The organism is Devosia sp. GW821-FHT12F11 (genome assembly GCF_058806655.1).
The window spans coordinates 84,293-100,916 of record NZ_JBXAPX010000010.1 but is presented as its reverse complement, the minus strand read 5'-3'; the positions used below and the strand labels follow the sequence as shown (position 1 = coordinate 100,916).

Annotated in this window: 15 protein-coding genes; 10 read left to right on the top strand and 5 right to left on the bottom strand. The window is 67.5% G+C overall.

Translation table 11 applies throughout. The features are described 5' to 3' along the window. Positions 1-72 precede the first annotated feature (72 nt). Positions 73-2,169, top strand: coding sequence for an ADP-ribosylglycohydrolase family protein (locus AC1ROK_RS25520; protein WP_492852193.1), 2,097 nt, complete (start codon positions 73-75; stop codon positions 2,167-2,169). 52 nt (positions 2,170-2,221) lie between these two features. On the opposite strand, the gene AC1ROK_RS25515 is transcribed toward AC1ROK_RS25520, so the two are convergent. The 5 genes from AC1ROK_RS25515 to AC1ROK_RS25495 all read right to left on the bottom strand — a co-directional run bounded on the left by AC1ROK_RS25515 (position 2,222) and on the right by AC1ROK_RS25495 (position 6,274). After that, positions 2,222-3,442, bottom strand: a complete 1,221-nt coding sequence (locus AC1ROK_RS25515) for an RNA polymerase sigma factor (RefSeq protein ID WP_492852191.1) — start codon at positions 3,440-3,442, stop codon at positions 2,222-2,224. A gap of 8 nt (positions 3,443-3,450) precedes the next feature. Continuing rightward, complete coding sequence (locus tag AC1ROK_RS25510) at positions 3,451-3,807, bottom strand: YciI family protein (protein ID WP_492852189.1); 357 nt, start codon at positions 3,805-3,807, stop codon at positions 3,451-3,453. Between the two features lie 202 nt (positions 3,808-4,009). After that, positions 4,010-4,753 carry an amino acid ABC transporter ATP-binding protein gene (locus AC1ROK_RS25505; protein WP_492852187.1) on the bottom strand — a complete coding sequence of 248 codons (744 nt, stop codon included), beginning with the start codon at positions 4,751-4,753 and terminating at the stop codon, positions 4,010-4,012. Continuing rightward, positions 4,750-5,430, bottom strand: a complete 681-nt coding sequence (locus tag AC1ROK_RS25500) for an amino acid ABC transporter permease (RefSeq protein WP_055877370.1) — start codon at positions 5,428-5,430, stop codon at positions 4,750-4,752. The genes AC1ROK_RS25505 and AC1ROK_RS25500 overlap by 4 nt, the downstream gene beginning before the upstream one ends. A 70-nt stretch (positions 5,431-5,500) precedes the next feature. Next, positions 5,501-6,274, bottom strand: coding sequence for an amino acid ABC transporter substrate-binding protein (locus AC1ROK_RS25495; protein ID WP_492852185.1), 774 nt, complete (start codon positions 6,272-6,274; stop codon positions 5,501-5,503). Positions 6,275-6,498: 224 nt separating this feature from the next. Between AC1ROK_RS25495 and AC1ROK_RS25490 the strand changes: the two genes are divergently transcribed. From AC1ROK_RS25490 to AC1ROK_RS25450, 9 genes are all read left to right on the top strand, one after another. Continuing rightward, positions 6,499-6,876, top strand: a complete 378-nt coding sequence (locus AC1ROK_RS25490; RefSeq protein WP_492852183.1) for a GFA family protein — start codon at positions 6,499-6,501, stop codon at positions 6,874-6,876. 3 nt (positions 6,877-6,879) lie between these two features. Next, a complete protein-coding gene (locus tag AC1ROK_RS25485; protein ID WP_492852181.1) occupies positions 6,880-7,188 on the top strand; it encodes a hypothetical protein in 309 nt (102 codons plus the stop codon). 176 nt (positions 7,189-7,364) lie between these two features. Beyond that, entirely contained in the window at positions 7,365-8,612 is a 1,248-nt protein-coding gene (locus AC1ROK_RS25480; protein WP_492852179.1) for a hydroxymethylglutaryl-CoA reductase, read from the top strand. Then, entirely contained in the window at positions 8,609-9,535 is a 927-nt protein-coding gene (locus AC1ROK_RS25475; RefSeq protein WP_492852177.1) for a UbiA family prenyltransferase, read from the top strand. Before AC1ROK_RS25480 ends, AC1ROK_RS25475 begins: the two co-directional genes overlap by 4 nt. Further along, positions 9,532-11,985: a PEP/pyruvate-binding domain-containing protein gene (locus AC1ROK_RS25470; protein WP_492852175.1), complete on the top strand. Its 2,454-nt coding sequence runs from the start codon at positions 9,532-9,534 to the stop codon at positions 11,983-11,985. Before AC1ROK_RS25475 ends, AC1ROK_RS25470 begins: the two co-directional genes overlap by 4 nt. Next, positions 11,982-13,079, top strand: coding sequence for a BtaA family protein (locus tag AC1ROK_RS25465; RefSeq protein WP_492852173.1), 1,098 nt, complete (start codon positions 11,982-11,984; stop codon positions 13,077-13,079). Before AC1ROK_RS25470 ends, AC1ROK_RS25465 begins: the two co-directional genes overlap by 4 nt. Next, the gene (locus AC1ROK_RS25460) at positions 13,076-14,377 is read left to right on the top strand and encodes a diacylglycerol/polyprenol kinase family protein (RefSeq protein WP_492852171.1); all 1,302 of its coding nucleotides are present in this window, start codon (positions 13,076-13,078) and stop codon (positions 14,375-14,377) included. Before AC1ROK_RS25465 ends, AC1ROK_RS25460 begins: the two co-directional genes overlap by 4 nt. Next, entirely contained in the window at positions 14,374-15,216 is an 843-nt protein-coding gene (locus tag AC1ROK_RS25455) for a hypothetical protein (RefSeq protein WP_492852169.1), read from the top strand. Before AC1ROK_RS25460 ends, AC1ROK_RS25455 begins: the two co-directional genes overlap by 4 nt. Further along, positions 15,213-16,622 (top strand): AMP-binding protein, encoded by a 1,410-nt coding sequence (locus tag AC1ROK_RS25450; RefSeq protein WP_492852167.1) that lies wholly within the window; start codon positions 15,213-15,215, stop codon positions 16,620-16,622. Before AC1ROK_RS25455 ends, AC1ROK_RS25450 begins: the two co-directional genes overlap by 4 nt. Positions 16,623-16,624 lie beyond the last annotated feature (2 nt).

Sequence of the window (16,624 nt, the reverse complement as noted above, 5' to 3'; positions counted from 1 at the left end):
TTTCCGTCAAGCCGGATGGCTTACGAGCTTCACACCCGCCCGCAAGACCCCTCGTCCCGTAGTGAGACCCCCATGACCCTCCCCACCGATACCCTCGAGCGGATCTATGCCGGCGTGCTCGGCAAGCTGATCGGCGTCTATCTCGGACGGCCGTTCGAGAACTGGACCTACCAGCGCATCCTCAAGGAGCTCGGCCCGATCACCTATTACGTCAACGACCGGCTGGGGGCCGAGCTGGTGGTGACCGACGACGACGTCTCGGGCACCTTCAGCTTCGTCCGGGCGCTCGAGGATTACGGCGCTTCAGCCGAGCTCGGGGCCGAGGATATCGGGCGCACCTGGCTCAACTACGTGGTCGAGAACCGCGCGGTGTTCTGGTGGGGCGGGGCGGGCAACTCGACCGAGCACACCGCCTGGCTGAACCTTAGTAAGGGCATTCCGGCGCCGCGCTCGGGCGCGATCGAAACCAATGGCAAGATCGTCGCCGAACAGATCGGCGCGCAGATCTTCATCGATGGCTGGGCGCTGGTATCGCCGGGCAACCCCGCGCAGGCCGCAAAGCTCGCCCGCGCCGCCGGCAGCGTCAGCCATGACGGCGAAAGCGTCCACGCGGCGGTGCTGTGGGCGGCGATGGAGGCCGAGGCCTTTTTGAGCCGCGATGTGGAGCACCTGATTGAAACCGGGCTGAGCTTCATTCCGGCTGGCAGCCTGATCGCCAGGTTGGTCGCCGATATCCGCGGCTGGGTGCGGGAGAATGGCGATGACTGGCAGGCGACGCGCCGGCAGATCGAGGACACTTACGGCTACGACAAATATGCTGGGGTCTGCCACGTGGTGCCCAACCACGCGCTGATGATCATGGCGCTGCTGCACGCGCCCGACGATTTCAGCCGCGGCCAGATGATCGTCAATACTTCGGGCTGGGATACCGACTGCAATGCCGGCAATCTCGGGTGCCTGCAGGGCATAATGCTGGGGCTCGGCGGGTTCGAAGGCGAGCAGGATTGGCGCGGCCCGGTGGCCGACCGGCTCTATCTCTCCACCGCCGATGGCGGGCGCGGCCTCACCGATGCGCCCAGCATCGCCTATTGGCTCGATGGCCTGGCGCGGCAGCTGGCGAAAGAGCCGGCGCGGCTGGCGCCCAAGGGCGGGGCGCAGTTCCACTTCGCGCTACCCGGTGCGGTGCAGGGGTTCATGGCCGGCGGCACCGAGGGCAATGGCAGCGACGTCGCCGTTTCCGGGACCGGCGACGCGCTGGCGGTGGAACTGATCTCGGTGGCGCCGGGCCGCTCGGCCTATGTGGGCACGCCCGTGTTCATTCCGCCCGCGATGATCGGGCATAGCTGGTACGAGGTGCTGGCGAGCCCCCGGGTGTGGCCGGGCCAGACCATCGAGGCCAGCATTGCCGGCGCGGCCGGGCTCAGCGGCGCGGTGGAGGTGGCGCTGGCGGTGCGCCATTACGGCCAGGACGATGCGCTGGTGAGCGTCATCTCGCCGCAAAGCGTCACCGTGGAAGCCGGACAGGCGGCAAGGCTCAGCTGGCAGGTGCCGCAGTTCGACGGCAACCCGATCGCCGAGATCGGCCTCGTCATGTCGGTGCGCGACACCGCGACGGTGGGACGGGTGCTGGTCGACTGGCTGCGCTGGAGCGGCGAGCCGGAGCTGACGCTGCGCCGTCCGCATAACGAAGGCAATATGTGGCGCAGCGCCTGGATCAACGGCGCCAGCGTGTTCTCGAAGAATTTCCGCGAGTCGTTCCGGCTTTCCGCCAACCGCGGCGAGGGCATCATCCTCACTGGCACGCGCGACTGGCGCGACATCACGGTCGAAGCGGAGCTGAACCTGCACCTCGGCAACTATGGTGCGCTGGTGTTCCGGGCGCAGGGGCTGCGGCAGTATTACGCCGCGAGGCTGACGCGTACCGGCAAGCTGCAGGTGGTCTGCCGGCGCGACGAGGTCGAGCACGTGCTGGCCGAAACGGCGCTGCCGGTGGCGTTCGAAACGGCGATCCCGCTGCGGGTGAGGCTCGATGGCGCAAAGATCACGGTGGATGCCGGAGGGATGGTGCTGGAGGTCAGCGACGCGACCTATGCCGGCGGCATGATCGGGCTGGCAGTGTACGAGGGCGCGCTGTCGACGGACAAGGTGCATATCGGGCGGGTGCGGTAGGGGGGCATACGGCGGTGGAAGGGGTTGCCACACGCACGGTTGGTTGCCCTCCTCACCCCCGCATCTTGCGCTCGAGCAGCCGCCGCTCCGCCTCGAGCCGCACCAACGGCAGCGCCCGGGCATAAGCCGCCTGCGCCTCGGTTTTCCGGCCCAACCGGTCGAACAGGTCGGCGCGCGCCGCGTGCAGCGGCCAGTAGCCGTCGAGCGTGCCGGCGGCGGCGAGGGCTTCGACCAGCTGCAGCGCCCGCTCCGGGCCATCGACCATCGATAAAGCCGCGGCGGCGTTGAGCTCGACCACCGGCGAGGGCTGCAGCCGCAGCAGCACCTGATAAAGCCCCGAGATCTGCGGCCAGTCCGTCTCGGCAAAGCTCGGGGCCTCGGCATGGAGCGCCGCAATCGCCGCCTGCACGCCATAGGGGCCGATGCGGCCGGGCTGCGCCAGGGCACGTTCGACCAGCGCCTTGCCTTCGGCGATGGCAGCTCGATCCCAGCGCGTCCGATCCTGCTCCTCGAGCAGCAGCAACTCGCCGGCGCCGTCGCTGCGGCCGCCAAGTCGCGCCGCATGCAGCAGCATCAGCGCCAGGAGGCCGGCGATTTCAGGCTCGCCCGGCAACAGCTGGTCGAGCAGCCGGCAGAGCCTTATCGCCTCGGCGCAGAGTTCGGGCCGGGTGGTCGCCGTGCCGGCGCTCGGCGCATAGCCCTCGGTGAACACCAGGTAAACCACCGCCAGCACCCAGGCGAGCCGCTCGGCGAGGTGCTCGCGATCCGGCACCTGATAGGGAATGGCGGCGTCGCGGATCTTCGATTTGGCACGCACCAGGCGCTGCGCCATGGTTTCCTCGCTGACGAGGAAGATGCTGGCCAGCGCCGAGGTCGTGAGCCCGCAGACGATGCGCAGGGTCAGCGCCACCCGGGTTTCGAGCGCCAGCGCCGGGTGGCAGCAGGTGAAGATCAGCCGCAGCCGATCATCCTCGATGTCCTCGACGTCGGGTTCCGAGGTGATGGCGTTTTCGGCGGCCAGCACCTTCAGCTTGCCGCGCAGCGAGATGCGTCGCCTGAGGCGGTCGATGGCCTTGTGGCGGCCGGTATTGACCAGCCAAGCGCGCGGATTGTCGGGCAGGCCGGTCCGCGGCCAGCGGGTCAGCGCCGCCTCGAACGCATCCTGCGCCCCTTCTTCGGCGAGCTCGAAATCGCCGACGAGGCGGATGAGAGTGGCCAGCACTCTCCCCGCCTCGTGGCGATAGACCGTTTCGATGGCCGCTCGGTCGAGCATGCACGCACTCAGTACATGCGCGACAGGCTGTCGATCGGCCGGACTTCGACCGCGCCGGCGCTGAACGGAATTTTGCCGGCGATCGCCAGCGCTTCGTCGAGATCGCTCGCCTCGACGATGTAGTAGCCGGCCAGCTGCTCACGGGTTTCGGCGAACGGCCCGTCGGTGGTGAGCGATTTGCCGTCGCCCCGGCGGATGGTCGTCGCGGTGCTCGACGGCTTCAGCTTGTCGCCGCCCTTCAGGTGTCCGCTCTTGACGATATCCTGGGTGAAGCGCGCATAGGCCTCGCCCATGGCCTTGCCCTGTTCCGCCGTCGCCGCGCCCATCGCCGCTTCGTCGCCGTAGATCATCAGCAGGTACTGCATTGTCATCTCCATATGCTGGCAGTTGCTACCGGCGATCGGTCGAACGGAGGTCAGGCGAGATCGACAGGCGAGCCGGAATTATTTCGAAGGCGCCTGCCGGCTGGAGCGCTTTCAGGAAAGGTTGCAGACTTTTCCGGTTTGAAAGCGTGATCAGATCAAAGACTTAGAGCGTTTCACTGATCAAACGAAGCGGGGAAACACCCTAGGCCGAGAGACTGGCGACGAACTGCTTGGTGCGCTCGCGTTGCGGCGCCCCGAACAGGCTTTGCGCCGGGCCGGCTTCCACCACTTCGCCGCGGTCGAGGAACACCACGTCCGAGGCGATGCTGGAAGCGAGGCGCAGGTCGTGGGTGGCCATCAGCATGGTGGTGCCCTCGCGCGCCAGCTGGGCCAGCACTTCGACCACCTCGCCGGCGAGTTCGGGATCGAGCGCCGAGGTCGGCTCGTCGCAGAGCAGCACTTCGGGCGATGGCGCCAACGCCCGGGCGATGGCGGTGCGCTGCTGCTGGCCACCCGAGAGGTTGGCCGGCCAGGCCTCGGCCTTCGCTGCCATCCCGACCTTGTCGAGCAGCGCCCGGGCATGGGCGCGCGCCTCGTCGCGCGGCCAGCGCAGCACCGTCACCAGCCCTTCCATGACGTTTTCTTCGACGGTCAGGTGGGGGAACAGCTGGAAGTTCTGGAACACCATGCCGGTCGAACGTCGCATGGCGAGGATCTCGGCCCGCGAGTGGTGCGAGCTGGCGCCGAATTCGAGACGGTTGGCGCCGACCGTGACGCTGCCCGATTGCGGCAGCTCGAGCAGGTTGACGCAGCGCAGCAGCGTGCTCTTGCCGCTGCCGGAGGGGCCGATCAGCGCGGTGACGCTGCGTTCCGGCACCCGCACGGAGACGCCGCGCAGCACTTCGATATCGCCGAACTGCTTGTGGATGGCCTCGAGCGCGATCATGACGCGGCTCCGATGAAGCCGCCGTAACGCGCCAGGCGCTTTTCGAGCCGGCCCTGCAGCATCGACAGGAGCGAGCTGACCGCGAGGTAGATCAGCGCCACTTCGACATAGAGGATCAGCGGTTCATAGGTGGTGGCGACGATGCGCTGGCCGGCGCGGAACAGCTCGGGCACCGTGATGGCGGCGGCGAGCGAAGTATCCTTGATCAGCGAAATGAAGGTGTTGGAGAGCGGCGGCACGGCGACGCGGCCGGCTTGCGGCACGATGATGCGGCGCATTGCCTGCGTCCAGGTCATGCCGATGGAGAACGAGGCTTCCCATTGCCCCTTGGGCACCGAGATCAGCGTGGCGCGGATGATCTCGGAGGTATAGGCGCCAACGTTGAGGGTGAAGCCGATCAGCGCCGCGGGGAAGGCATCAAGCGTAATGCCGACACTGGGCAGCCCATAAAAGATCAGGAACAGCTGCACCAGCAGCGGCGTGCCCCGGATGATCCAGACATAAAAGCGGATCAGCGCCGCGAACGGCCAGGGCGCGAACAGCCGGACCAATGCCGCGCCGAAGCCGACGGCGAGGCCGAAGGCGAAGCTCAGTAGCGTCAGCGGCACGGTGAACAGCAGGCAGGCCCAGAGCAGCGAGGGCAGCGACTCGAGCATCAGGTTCAGCCAGGGCGGCATACGAGTCCTCAAAACAAATGGATCGGCCACTTCTCAGGGCCGATCCTTACAATAGGTAGAGCTGGATCGACTACTGCGAGACGTCTTCGCCGAAATACTTCTGCGAAATGGTCGCATAGGTGCCATCGGCCTTGATGGCGGCCAGCGCCTCGTTGATCGCCGCCAGCAGTTCGGGCTTGCCCTTGGCCAGCAGCACGCCGGAATAGTCGGCATTGGCCTGGGTGGCGGCAATCTTCACATTGGCGTCGGGCTGCTGCTTCTTGAAGTCGAAGAACGACAGGCTGTCATTGATGGTGGCGTCGGCGCGGCCCTGGATCACCAGCGCGATCGACTGGTCAAACCCGTCGGTGGGCACGATCTCGGCGCCGCTGGCTTCGGCAAGCTTGCCGAAATTGGAGGTGGTGGTCTGCGCCGCCTTCTTGCCCTTCAGGCTCTCGAACGAGGTGATGTCGGTATTGTCGGCGCGCACGATCAGCGCGGCCTTGGAGGCGATATAGGGCTCGGAGAAATCGTACTTCTCCTTGCGCGCGTCGGTGATGCCGACCTGGTTGATCACCACGTCATAGCGATTGGCATCGATGCCGGCGATCAGCCCGTCCCAGGGGCCCTCGACGAACTCCGCCTTCACCCCGATGCGCTTCGCGATCTCCTCGGCAATCTCAACGTCGAAGCCGACCAGCGCGCCTGAGGCATCGTGGAAGGTGAAGGGGGCATAGGTGCCCTCGGTGCCGACCCGCAGCGCGCCCGCAGTCTTGACCTGGTCGAGCGCCGTCTGGGCCAGCGCCGGGGTCGAAAGGCCAAGGCCGACAAGGCCGATCGCCAGTACGGACTTGAGGATGTTCATGTTGTTTCTCCATTGGCCGGTGGGCCATCTGCCCCCGGCTTTGGGCTGAAACGTGCCCCTCGCGCCCCGGTGCCGCAATGGGTTGGAAGGGCTTTTTACTCGGGCCGAGAGCCGGTGGTGGGCCGTCCTAGCGGAACTGCCTCGCCCGACATTGGTTGCTAGAATAGTCGAGCCAGCAGGTACTGCAGTTCTGGCCCGGAACCTGAAGCAGGAGTACGACGGCGATGGATGCGACAATTCGGTTTGGCGGCTGCCGCTGCGGCGCCGTACGGTACGAAGTGCGGGGCGAGCCCATGGTGGTGGGCCTCTGCCACTGTACTGACTGCCGCAAGGAGACCGGCTCGGCCTTTCTTGCCTACGCCGATTGGCCGCGCGAGCAGTTCACCGTCGCCGGTGCGTTCCTCACTTTCGAAGGCCGCAGCTTCTGCTCGGTTTGCGGTTCGCGATTGTTCCACCTGGGCGAAGAGCACGCCGAAATCTGCATCGGTTCGCTCGACGCGGCGCCCACCGGTCTCACCCCCACACGCGAGGGCTGGACGATCCGCCGCGAGCACTGGCAAGGTGCGGTTCCCGGTGTGAGTCAGGCTGATCGCGATCCCTGAGAGATGTTTGTCGTCCAGATCTATCTGCCGCTCGAACTGCCCGATGGCGCCCCGGTTCCGGCCGGGCTGTTCGAGCGTACCAAGGCCGAACTGACAGAGAGTTTCGGCGGGGTGACGGCGTTCCTCCAATCACCGGCCGAAGGCGCCTGGAAGCCGATGAGCGGCGAGGCTATCCACGATCGGATCGCCATCTTCGAGGTGATGGTCACCGACGTCGACACCGCCTGGTGGCGCCACTATCGCGAAGCGTTGGAGGCCGAACTGAAGCAGCAGCGTATTCTGGTCCGGTTGTTCCAGGTGACGGTGCTCTGATTGGCCAGCATCACCGGCAATAGCGGCTGCAAATAGTCTCGTCGTTAACTGCTTGCTGCAGCTCGAAAGTTGCGTCCGCGTTGCGTTAGCGAGCCTTTCAGTATTGGCTCCGCATTGTCTGGCTGACCAAACTGGGGGCAATCTTGGCGTCGCTGTTGCCGGCACGAGTGCTGAATATGCTTGAGCTGTTGCGGGCCAAGTCGGCAACTGCCGACCTCGCGGCCCGGCTGCGTCCGTCGCCTGGGGCCGGGCGGCCGAAGCGGCTGCGCATGCACCAGAGCAGCGATCGCGCATCGGCCGAGGCGGTGTGGTCGCACCTCATAGAGGCAGGTGTGCCTGCGTCATCGAAAGACCGGCTGGCCGACGCGGAAAGCCTCGCGGCGGCCGAAACTTATGGCCGCAATATCGAGAACTTTGTCGGTACGGTAAAAGTGCCGGTGGGGGTGATCGGGCCGCTCAGGGTCAACGGCGTCCACGCCAGCGGCGACTACTATGTGCCGCTGGCCACCACCGAGGCGGCGCTGGTCGCCTCCTATGGCCGCGGCGCCGATATCGTGTCGCTGGCCGGCGGGGTGAGCGCCGGCATGCTGGGCGAGGGCGTGCTGCGCACCCCGGCGTTCGTCTTCAGTGGGCTTTACGAATGCGGGGCGTTCATCAGCTGGATCGCTGAGAATGCCGAGCAGTTGCGGAGCGTGGCCGAGGCGACGACGCGGCATGGCAAGCTGCAATCGCTCGAGCCGTTCATGGACAGCGACACGGTGTTCGTGATCTGCCGCTATTCGACCGGCGACGCCGCCGGGCAGAACATGGTGACGGTGGCCACCGAGGCGATCTGCGCCCATATCGCCGCGCATTCGCCGATCCGTCCGCGCTTCTCGTTCATCGATGGCAATTTCTCGGGCGACAAGAAAGCGTCGTATCTGGGGATGTTTGCCGGGCGCGGGCGCAAAGTTTCGGCCAGCGTCGAGCTGCCTTATGAGCTGATGGCGCGCACCCTCCGCGTGACGCCCGAGGCGCTGGTCGCCTATGGGCGGGTGGCGGCTTTGGGGGCGGTGCTGAGCGGCCAGCTCGGCTCGCAGGCGCATTATGCCAATGGGCTCGCCGCCTTCTACATCGCCACCGGGCAGGATGCGGCCTGCGTGTCGGAATCGGCGGTCGGCTTCACCCGCATGGAGCCACGCGACAAGGGCATGTTCTTTTCGGTGACGCTGCCCAATGTGCTGGTTGGCTCGGTCGGCGGAGGCACCGGGCTGCCCAGCCAGTCGGCGGCGCTCGAGCTGCTGGGGCTCGCCGGACCGGGGAACGCCGCGGCTCTGGCCGAAGTGGTGGCGGCGCTTTGCCTCTGCGGTGAAATCTCGATCATCGCGGCGATTGCCGGCGGGCAATTCACCCGCGCGCATCACAAGCTGGCGCGGCTCAGATGAGCACCACCGCCGAGGTTGGGCTGAGCCTGATGCAACGGCTCTCGATCTACCAGGCCGAGCGCTTCCCGCTCGGCAAGACCGCCGTGCTGCTGGCGGTGTTCGCGGCCGCGGGCCTCAGCCTCTCGGCGCATCTGGGGGCGCGGTCGCTGCCGCCGATCTGGGTGTTCGTCGCGGTGTGGCTGGTGGCGATCGGCTTTCTGTTCCAGTTGCGGGTTGCCGACGAGTTCAAGGATTTTGACGACGACAGCCGCTACCGCCCGGAACGGCCGGTACCGCGCGGGCTGGTGAGCCTCAAACTGCTGCGGCGCCTGGGGCTCGCGACGGCCGCGCTGGCAATTGGCCTCAGCGCGACCATCTCGCCGCTGCTGCTGCTGCCTTTGGCACTGGTCTGGCTGTGGCTGGGGCTGATGACGGCGGAGTTCTTCGTGCCGGCCTGGCTGAAGGCGCGGCCGCTGCTCTACCTCGTCTCGCACATGGCGATCATGGCGTTCATCGATTTTTACGTCACCGCCGCCGAGTGGCTGCCGCACGCGGCGCTGCCGCCGCCGGGGATCTGGATCTTCGTCATCCTGAGCTGCGTCAATGGCTGCGTCCTGGAGTTCGGCCGGAAGACCTGGGCGCCGGAGAGCGAGCGGCCGGGAGTCGAGACCTATTCGGCGCTCTATGGCCCGGGGCGCTCGGCCGCCATCTGGGCCGGCTGCTGCGTCCTCTCCTACATCCTCGTCGGTTGCATCGGCACGCTGGCCGGCGCCGGCATCGTCATCTGGGTGCTGGGCCTCGCAGCGTTGCTGCCGGTCCTGTGGCTGGCCGGCCGGTTCATGCGGCAGCCGGACCTCGTGGGCCAGAAGCGGATCGATCTGGTGGCGGGGCTCTGGGTATTTGCCTGTTACGTCATGGTGGGATTGGCGGGGCCGCTGTCGTGACCAGCTTCATCCATGACATGCGGAGCGCCGTCGGGGCAGGCGTTGTCGGCGGCAAGGGCGCGACGCTGATGCGCCTCGCGGCGCTGGGCTTCGACGTGCCGGCCTTCGTCGTGGTCGAAGCTGCAGCCTTCAGTTCGACAGATACGGAGGCGGCAACCGGCGCGGCGCTCTTGGCGCAGCTCGCGGGGATCGGCCCCGGGCCCTATGCGGTGCGCTCGTCGGCGCGCGAAGAGGATGGCAGCGCCGCTTCGCATGCCGGGCAGTTCCTGTCGCTGCTGAATGTCAGTGCAGAGGATGTCCCCGCGGCCGCGCGAAGTGTGTTCGAGAGCGGCGCGGCCGAGAGCGTTGCCGAGTATCGCCACTCGCGCCAGCTCGGCGCCGACGGCGGCGCCCCGGCCGTGGTGGTGCAGCAGATGGTCGATGCGCGCTGCGCCGGCGTGCTGTTCACCGCCGATCCGGTCAGCGGCCGCCGCGACCGCATCGTCGTCTCGGCCATAGCCGGGCTCGCCGATCGGCTGGTCGGCGGCGAGGAGGATGGCGAGCGCTATGTGCTGGGCAAGGCCAATGGCGAGGTGCTGGAGCGCCCGGCCGAGGCGAGCCTGACGGCCGCTGATCTTGCAACGCTCCGCGCCCTGGCCTTGGCCGCCGAGGCGGCGTTCGGCGCGCCGCAGGATATGGAATGGGCCTTTGCCGGCGCGCGGCTGCATTTGTTGCAGGCGCGGCCGATCACCACCAGCCTCAGGCCTGCGCCGATCGCCGATGACGTGCTGGTGGTGCTCGACAACTCCAACATCGTCGAGAGCTATCCTGGGCTCGTTTCGCCGCTCACCTTCAGCTTTGCCCAATATGCCTATGCGCGGGTCTATCGCGCCTTCATGCGGCTGGTGGGGATCGACGCCGCCACCATCGGCAGCCATGCGGCTTTGTTCGACAACCTGCTGAGCCGGGTCGATGCCCGGGTCTACTACAATCTCGGCAACTGGTACCGCGCGCTGGCGCTGCTGCCGGGGTTTTCGAGCAACAGCGCGAGCATGGAACTGATGATGGGGGTGAGCGAGCCGCTGCCGGCGGAGCTGGTTGCCGCCATGGCCTCACCGCCGCAATCGCGGTTGCGCCGCACCCTCGGCATAGCGCGCATCGGCCTGGCACTCGCCGGCGCCAGCCTCAAGTTGGGGCGCACCAAGCGGGGCTTCTACGCGCGGCTCGCGGCAGCCCTGGCAGAGCCGGCCACGACACTCGACCACAAGCCGCTGACGGCGCTCGCGGCTGAGTATCGGCGGATCGAGGCTGACCTGCTCGATCGCTGGGACGCGCCGCTGGTCAACGATTTCCTCTGCATGATCGCCTTTGGCGGGTCGCGGAAGCTGATGCAGGCCTGGGCCGGCGAGGCCGGGCTCGCCGTGCATTCGGACATCATGATCGGGCAGGGCGATATCGTCTCGGCCGAGCCGGCGCAGCGCATCCGCGCGATGGGGAAGCTGCTGGGCGATGATCCGGAACTGGTGGCCGAGCTCGAGGCCGGGCAGGGCGAAGGGCTTGCACGCAACCCGGCGCTGCAGCAGGCAGTGCGCGACTATCTCGACCGCTTCGCCGATCGCTGCCCGGAGGAGCTGAAGCTCGAGAGCGTGACGCTCGATCGCGATCCGTCGCCGCTCTACAAGGCAATCGCCGCTGCCGCGGCGGCCGGCCCGGGGCATGCCGTCGAGCGGGTCGACCCGGCGGCAGCGCTCAACAGGCTGTTCAAGGGACATCCGCTGCGCCGCGCCATGGCCGGGGTGGCGTTGGGGATCGCCAAGCGCCGGGTGCGCGATCGCGAGAACCTGCGGTTCGAGCGGACCCGCATCTTCGGGCGCGGGCGGCGGCTGCTTCGGGCCGTCGGCGTGCAGTTCCATGCGCTCGGCCTGCTCGATACACCCGACGACGTGTTTATGCTCACCGTTGCCGAAGTGCTGGGGGCGATCGAGGGCTTTGCGGTGAGCCACGATCTTGCGGCGCTGGCCCGGCTGCGGCGCGCTGAGATGGCGGCGGCCGCGACGCGCCGCGACCCGCCGGAGCGGCTCAGCCTCAAAGGTGCCGTCGCTACCGTCGGCAGCGCCATCGCGCCGGTAGCGCCGCGCGCCCGGGACGAGGCGCGTGAACGCAACGGCGTCGGCTGCAGTGCGGGGCTGGTTCGGGCGGTGGCGCGGGTGATCGCCGACCCACGCATGGGCACGCTGAAGCGCGGCGAGATCCTCGTGGCCCGGCACACCGACCCGGGCTGGATTGCGCTCTTCACCAATGCGGCGGCGATCGTCGTCGAGCGTGGCAGCCCGCTGTCGCATTCGGCCATCGTGGCACGCGAACTGGGCATTCCCTGCGTCGTGGCGCTGAAGGGCGCGATGGAGTGGATCGCCGACGGGGAAGTGATCGAAGTGGATGGCGCAACGGGCCAGGTCCGGAGGGTCAAATGAACGGCGCCGAGATTTCGAGCCACGCGCGTTTCGACGGCATTCGCTATGCGCAGCTCTGGGAAGATGCCGATGTGCTGAATGCGGCGCTCGGCGAGCAACGCGGCAAGGTGCTGGTCTCGATCTGCTCGGCCGGCGACAACGCGCTCGGCATGCTGCTGCTCGACCCCAGGGCGGTGATCACCATCGACCTCTCGCCGGCGCAGGTCGCCTGCCTGAAGCTGAGGGTCGCGGCCTACCGGGCGCTCGATCACCAGGGCTTTGTCGAACTGATGGGCTCGCGGCCCTCCGAGCGGCGTGGCGAACTGTTCGACACGGCTGCCGCGAGTCTTCCCGCGGAGCTTGCAGCCTTCTGGGGCGCGCGGCGCGAGGCCGTGGTGGCGTATGGGCTGGGCGGCGTCGGCAAGTTCGAACGTTATTTCCGCATCCTCAGGCAATACCTGCTGCCGCTGGTGCATAGCCGGGCGACGATCGATGCGGTGTTCGTGTCGAAGCCGCTCGCAGCGCGGGCCGAGTTCCTCGATCGGCGCTGGAACAACTGGCGCTGGAACCTGTTGCTGAAGCTGTTCTTTTCGAACTTCGTCATGGGCCGGCTCGGGCGTGATCCGGCGTTCTTCCAGCATGTCGAGGGCAGCCTTGCCGAGCATGTCGCCGGCCGGCTCCGGCATGCGGCGGTCGATCTCGACCCCTCACAGAACCCGTATCTGCACTGGATTCTCAAGCCGGGGCATGGCGCGGCGCTGCCGCTAGCCTGGCGGGCAGAGCATTACGACACCATCCGCACCCGACTCGACCGGCTCGATATCCGCGAGGGGGCGCTCGAAACGCTGGTGGCGAGCGGCGAAAAGGCCGATGGCTTCAACCTCTCCGATATCTTCGAATATATGAGCCCCGAGGTGTTCGAGGCGGTTTATGGCGCGATCCTCGCCGCCGCCAATCCCGGGTCGCGGCTGGTCTACTGGAACATGATGGTGCCGCGCCGCGTGCCGCCCGTGCATGCCGGTCGCGTCAGCCGGCTCGAGCCGGAGATCGCTGCCGGGAAGGCGGCGGACAAGGCGTTCTTTTATTCCGATTTCGTGGTCGAGGCGGTGAAGTGAGCCTCACCTGGCGCGACGGCATCTTCATCGCCGCGGTGATTGTCGGAATGCTGTCGCTGATGGGCGGCGTGCGCTATTTCGCCGGGCGCTACAGCATCGGGCCGGAAACCCAGCGCAAGCTCGTCCATGTCGCAACCGGCACCGCGGCTCTGTTCTTCCCGCTGCTGTTTTCGAATGCTCTGCCGGTATTCCTGCTGATTGGCGCGGCGCTGCTGCTGATGCTGGCGCTGCGCAGCCCCATGCTCGCCTCGGTCGGCGGGGTGCTGCATGAGGTGAAGCGCGAGTCCTGGGGCGAAATCTACCTGGCACTGGCCATCGCCTTCACCTTCTTCCGTGGGCTGGGAGAACCGATCCTCTACGTGCTGCCGCTGCTGGTGATCACGCTCTCCGATACCGCATCGGCGCTGGTTGGCACCACCTATGGCAAGCGCCGCTTCGCGGTCGAGGACGGCTCCAAAAGCCTCGAGGGCGTGGCGGCGTTCTTCGTCGTCACCTGGCTGGTGGCGCTGGTGACCCTGCTGCTGCTCACCGATGCGCCGCGGCTCAACGTGGTGGTGCTGTCCTTCCTCGTCGCCGCCTTCTGCGCGCTGGTCGAGGCCGATTCCTGGCGCGGGCTCGATAACCTCTTCGTCCCCATCGGCGCGCACCTGCTGCTGCAGCAATATCTTGCTAGCAGCTCGGCCGAACTGGTGGTGGTAGCGGTCGGGTTCCTGTTGTTCCTTGCCCTGATGCTGCTGGTGGCCGAGGCGCTGCACCTGCCGCAGCGCGCGGCGCGGGGCTATGCGATCCTCCTGTTCCTGATGATTTCGCTGATGGCGCCGCACAATGCTCTGCTGACCGGGCTGGTGATCGTCGGCCAGGTATGGGCGCGCGCCAGGCGGCCCGGCACCAGCCAGCGGCCCGAGCTCGACCTGCTGGCGGTCGCTGCTGTGGTGGCGCTGTTCTGGCTCATTGCCGGCGAGCTCGCCGGGCGCTCGGTGCTTGCTCTGTTCAACCTCACCTTCGCCGCCGTGGCGCTGGGCTTCGCGGCGCTGGCGACACGCGGTTGGTGGCGGCTGGTGTTGCTGCCGCTGGGCCTCGCGATCGGTGGGCTGTTCGCTTGGGTCGCCAAACTCAACACCCCATGGCACCCACCGTGGCTCGATGCCGATTGGCCCTGGCTGGTCGCCGCGCTGGCGGTACCGGCGGGGCTCGCCATGCTCCGGCCCGAGTGGTTCACCACGCGTCGCAGCGCCAAGCTGTTCGCCGTGGCGATGCTGGTGCCGCTGGTCTTCTATTTCAGGGGAATGTTCCTATGACCACGCCGACGCCCATGACGCATCAGGATGCTACAGCGATGCTCTATCGCGATGCGCCAAGCTGGGATGGCAAGCGTACAGCCGCCATCGGCGCGGTGGCGTTCGGCTCGATCGAGGGGGGCGTCGAGCTGCTTTCGCGCGCCGCAGGGGAGTTGCGCAGCGAGGGCTTCGAGGCGCTCATCGGCCCGATGGATGGCGATACCTGGCACAAATACCGGCTGGTGTCGGAGAGCGACGGCACGCCCCCGTTCGTGCTCGAGCCGACTAGCGGTCCCTACGATCACGCCGCCTTCACTGCGGCGGGCTACACGCCGATCTCCAGCTATGTCTCGTCGCGCGCCAGGCTCGTCGACACCATCGGCGACACCCCGGCCAGCATGGCCGGGGTAGCCGTCACCGCCTGGGACGGCCAGGGCGCCGAGCTGCTGATCGGCAAGCTGTTCGATATGTCCGGCTCGGCCTTTGCCGGCAACCGCTTCTTCAAGCCGATCAGCCGCGAGGCCTTTCTCGAGCTCTACCGGCCGCTGCTGCCGCTGCTCGACCCGCGCCATATCCTCTTCGCTTATGGGCCGGGGGCGCAGTTAGTCGGCTTCCTGTTCGGCATGCCCGACCACGGGTCGGCCACCCCCACCGCCATCCTCAAGACCTATGCCAGCGGCCTGCGCGGCGTCGGGCACCTGCTGGCCGACAGCTATCATCGGCGGGCCCTCGATCTCGGCTTTACCGAGGTGATCCATGCGCTGATGCATGAGGATAATGTCTCGCGCCAGCGCAGCGAGCGGCACAGCGCCAGGATGTTCCGCCGTTATGCGTTGATGGGGCAAGACCTGAGCCCATGAACCTGATCGCGGGTTTTCTCGACAAAGCCGCTGAGCTCGGCCCGCGACCGGCGATTATCACCGGCGCCGGCGAGACGATTAGCTATGAGCAACTGGCGCTGCGGAGCGGGCGGCTCGCCGCTTCGCTGAGGGGGCAGGAGGTGCAACGCGGCGATCGGGTGCTGGTGGCGCTGCCGGTCGGCATCGAGCTCTATCTCGCCATCGCGGCACTGTGGCGGCTGGGCGCGACGATCGTCTTTCCCGAGCCGGCAATGGGGTTTGCCGGGGTGCAGCGCGCGGTGGAGATTGCCGCTCCTTCGGCGGTGCTGGTCGGCGGGGTCTATCGGCTGCTGCCCTACTTGGTGCCGCGGCTCTGGGGCACCAGGCGGCTGCAGTTCGGCGCTACCGAAGGCGATCCGCTCGAAGTCCTCGCACCGGAACACCCGGCACTGATCTCGTTCACCTCCGGCTCGACCGGCCGGCCTAAGGGGATCGTCCGCAGCCACGGCTTTCTTGGCGCGCAGAACGCCGCGCTCCACGATCTTATCGCGCCGCGGCGCGAGGACGAGACCGATCTCGTCGCATTTCCGGTGTTCGTCATCGCCAACCTGTCGCTCGGCACCACCTCGGTGCTGCCGAACTGGCGGCTCAGCCGCCATGACGAGGCCGACGGCGCCGCGCTGCTGCGTCACCTCGCGGCGCATCGCGTCACCCGCGCCATGGTGCCGCCAGTGATCGCCGAACGGCTGGCCGATAGCGGCAAAGCGGCGGCGCTCGACGTGCTGTTCACCGGCGGCGGGCCGGTATTCCCCGATCTGCTCAGGCGCTTGTCACAGGTGCTGCCGCGCACCGACATCGTCGCGGTCTACGGCTCGACCGAAGCCGAGCCGATCGCCCATCTGCATGTCGGCGACATCACTGCCGACCAATGGCAGCAGATGCAGGCGGGGGCGGGGATCCTCGCCGGCAAGCCAGTGCCAGCAGTGGCACTCGAGATCGTCGATGACGAGATCGTGGTCAGCGGCGCACATGTGAACAAGGGCTATATGGACGGCATCGGCGACGCCGAGAACAAGCTCCGGCGCGGCGGCGAAACCTGGCACCGCACCGGCGACGCCGGGCGCCTCGACGCAGATGGCAACCTCTGGCTCCGCGGCCGCCTCTCGGCCGCTGCCGCCGGACACTACCCGTTCGAAGTTGAGACCATGGCCCGCCAATGGCCCGGCGTCCGGCGCGCGGCGTTGGTGCCCGGCACCGAGCCGATGGTGATCGCGCTCGAAGGCGAGGAGCCGCGCCCACAGCAGTGGACCGAGCTGGCGCAGCGAGCGTTCGGGGCAAAGGCGGTGAAGGTCACAATGCCACTCGATCGGCGGCATCACTCGAAGGTAGATTATGTCAGGTTGGCGAAGCTGGTGGGGCGGGGATGAGG

Excerpts from the sequence above, each read along its gene's own strand:
- AC1ROK_RS25520 (WP_492852193.1), top strand. The coding sequence starts at position 73 with ATGACCCTCCCCACCGATACCCTCGAGCGGATCTATGCCGGCGTGCTC.
- AC1ROK_RS25480 (WP_492852179.1), top strand. The coding sequence starts at position 7,365 with ATGCTTGAGCTGTTGCGGGCCAAGTCGGCAACTGCCGACCTCGCGGCC.
- AC1ROK_RS25490 (WP_492852183.1), top strand. The coding sequence starts at position 6,499 with ATGGATGCGACAATTCGGTTTGGCGGCTGCCGCTGCGGCGCCGTACGG.
- AC1ROK_RS25515 (WP_492852191.1), bottom strand. The coding sequence starts at position 3,442 with ATGCTCGACCGAGCGGCCATCGAAACGGTCTATCGCCACGAGGCGGGG.
- AC1ROK_RS25505 (WP_492852187.1), bottom strand. The coding sequence starts at position 4,753 with ATGATCGCGCTCGAGGCCATCCACAAGCAGTTCGGCGATATCGAAGTG.
- AC1ROK_RS25495 (WP_492852185.1), bottom strand. The coding sequence starts at position 6,274 with ATGAACATCCTCAAGTCCGTACTGGCGATCGGCCTTGTCGGCCTTGGC.
- AC1ROK_RS25455 (WP_492852169.1), top strand. The coding sequence starts at position 14,374 with ATGACCACGCCGACGCCCATGACGCATCAGGATGCTACAGCGATGCTC.
- AC1ROK_RS25475 (WP_492852177.1), top strand. The coding sequence starts at position 8,609 with ATGAGCACCACCGCCGAGGTTGGGCTGAGCCTGATGCAACGGCTCTCG.
- AC1ROK_RS25450 (WP_492852167.1), top strand. The coding sequence starts at position 15,213 with ATGAACCTGATCGCGGGTTTTCTCGACAAAGCCGCTGAGCTCGGCCCG.
- AC1ROK_RS25465 (WP_492852173.1), top strand. The coding sequence starts at position 11,982 with ATGAACGGCGCCGAGATTTCGAGCCACGCGCGTTTCGACGGCATTCGC.
- AC1ROK_RS25510 (WP_492852189.1), bottom strand. The coding sequence starts at position 3,807 with ATGCAGTACCTGCTGATGATCTACGGCGACGAAGCGGCGATGGGCGCG.
- AC1ROK_RS25485 (WP_492852181.1), top strand. The coding sequence starts at position 6,880 with ATGTTTGTCGTCCAGATCTATCTGCCGCTCGAACTGCCCGATGGCGCC.
- AC1ROK_RS25500 (WP_055877370.1), bottom strand. The coding sequence starts at position 5,430 with ATGCCGCCCTGGCTGAACCTGATGCTCGAGTCGCTGCCCTCGCTGCTC.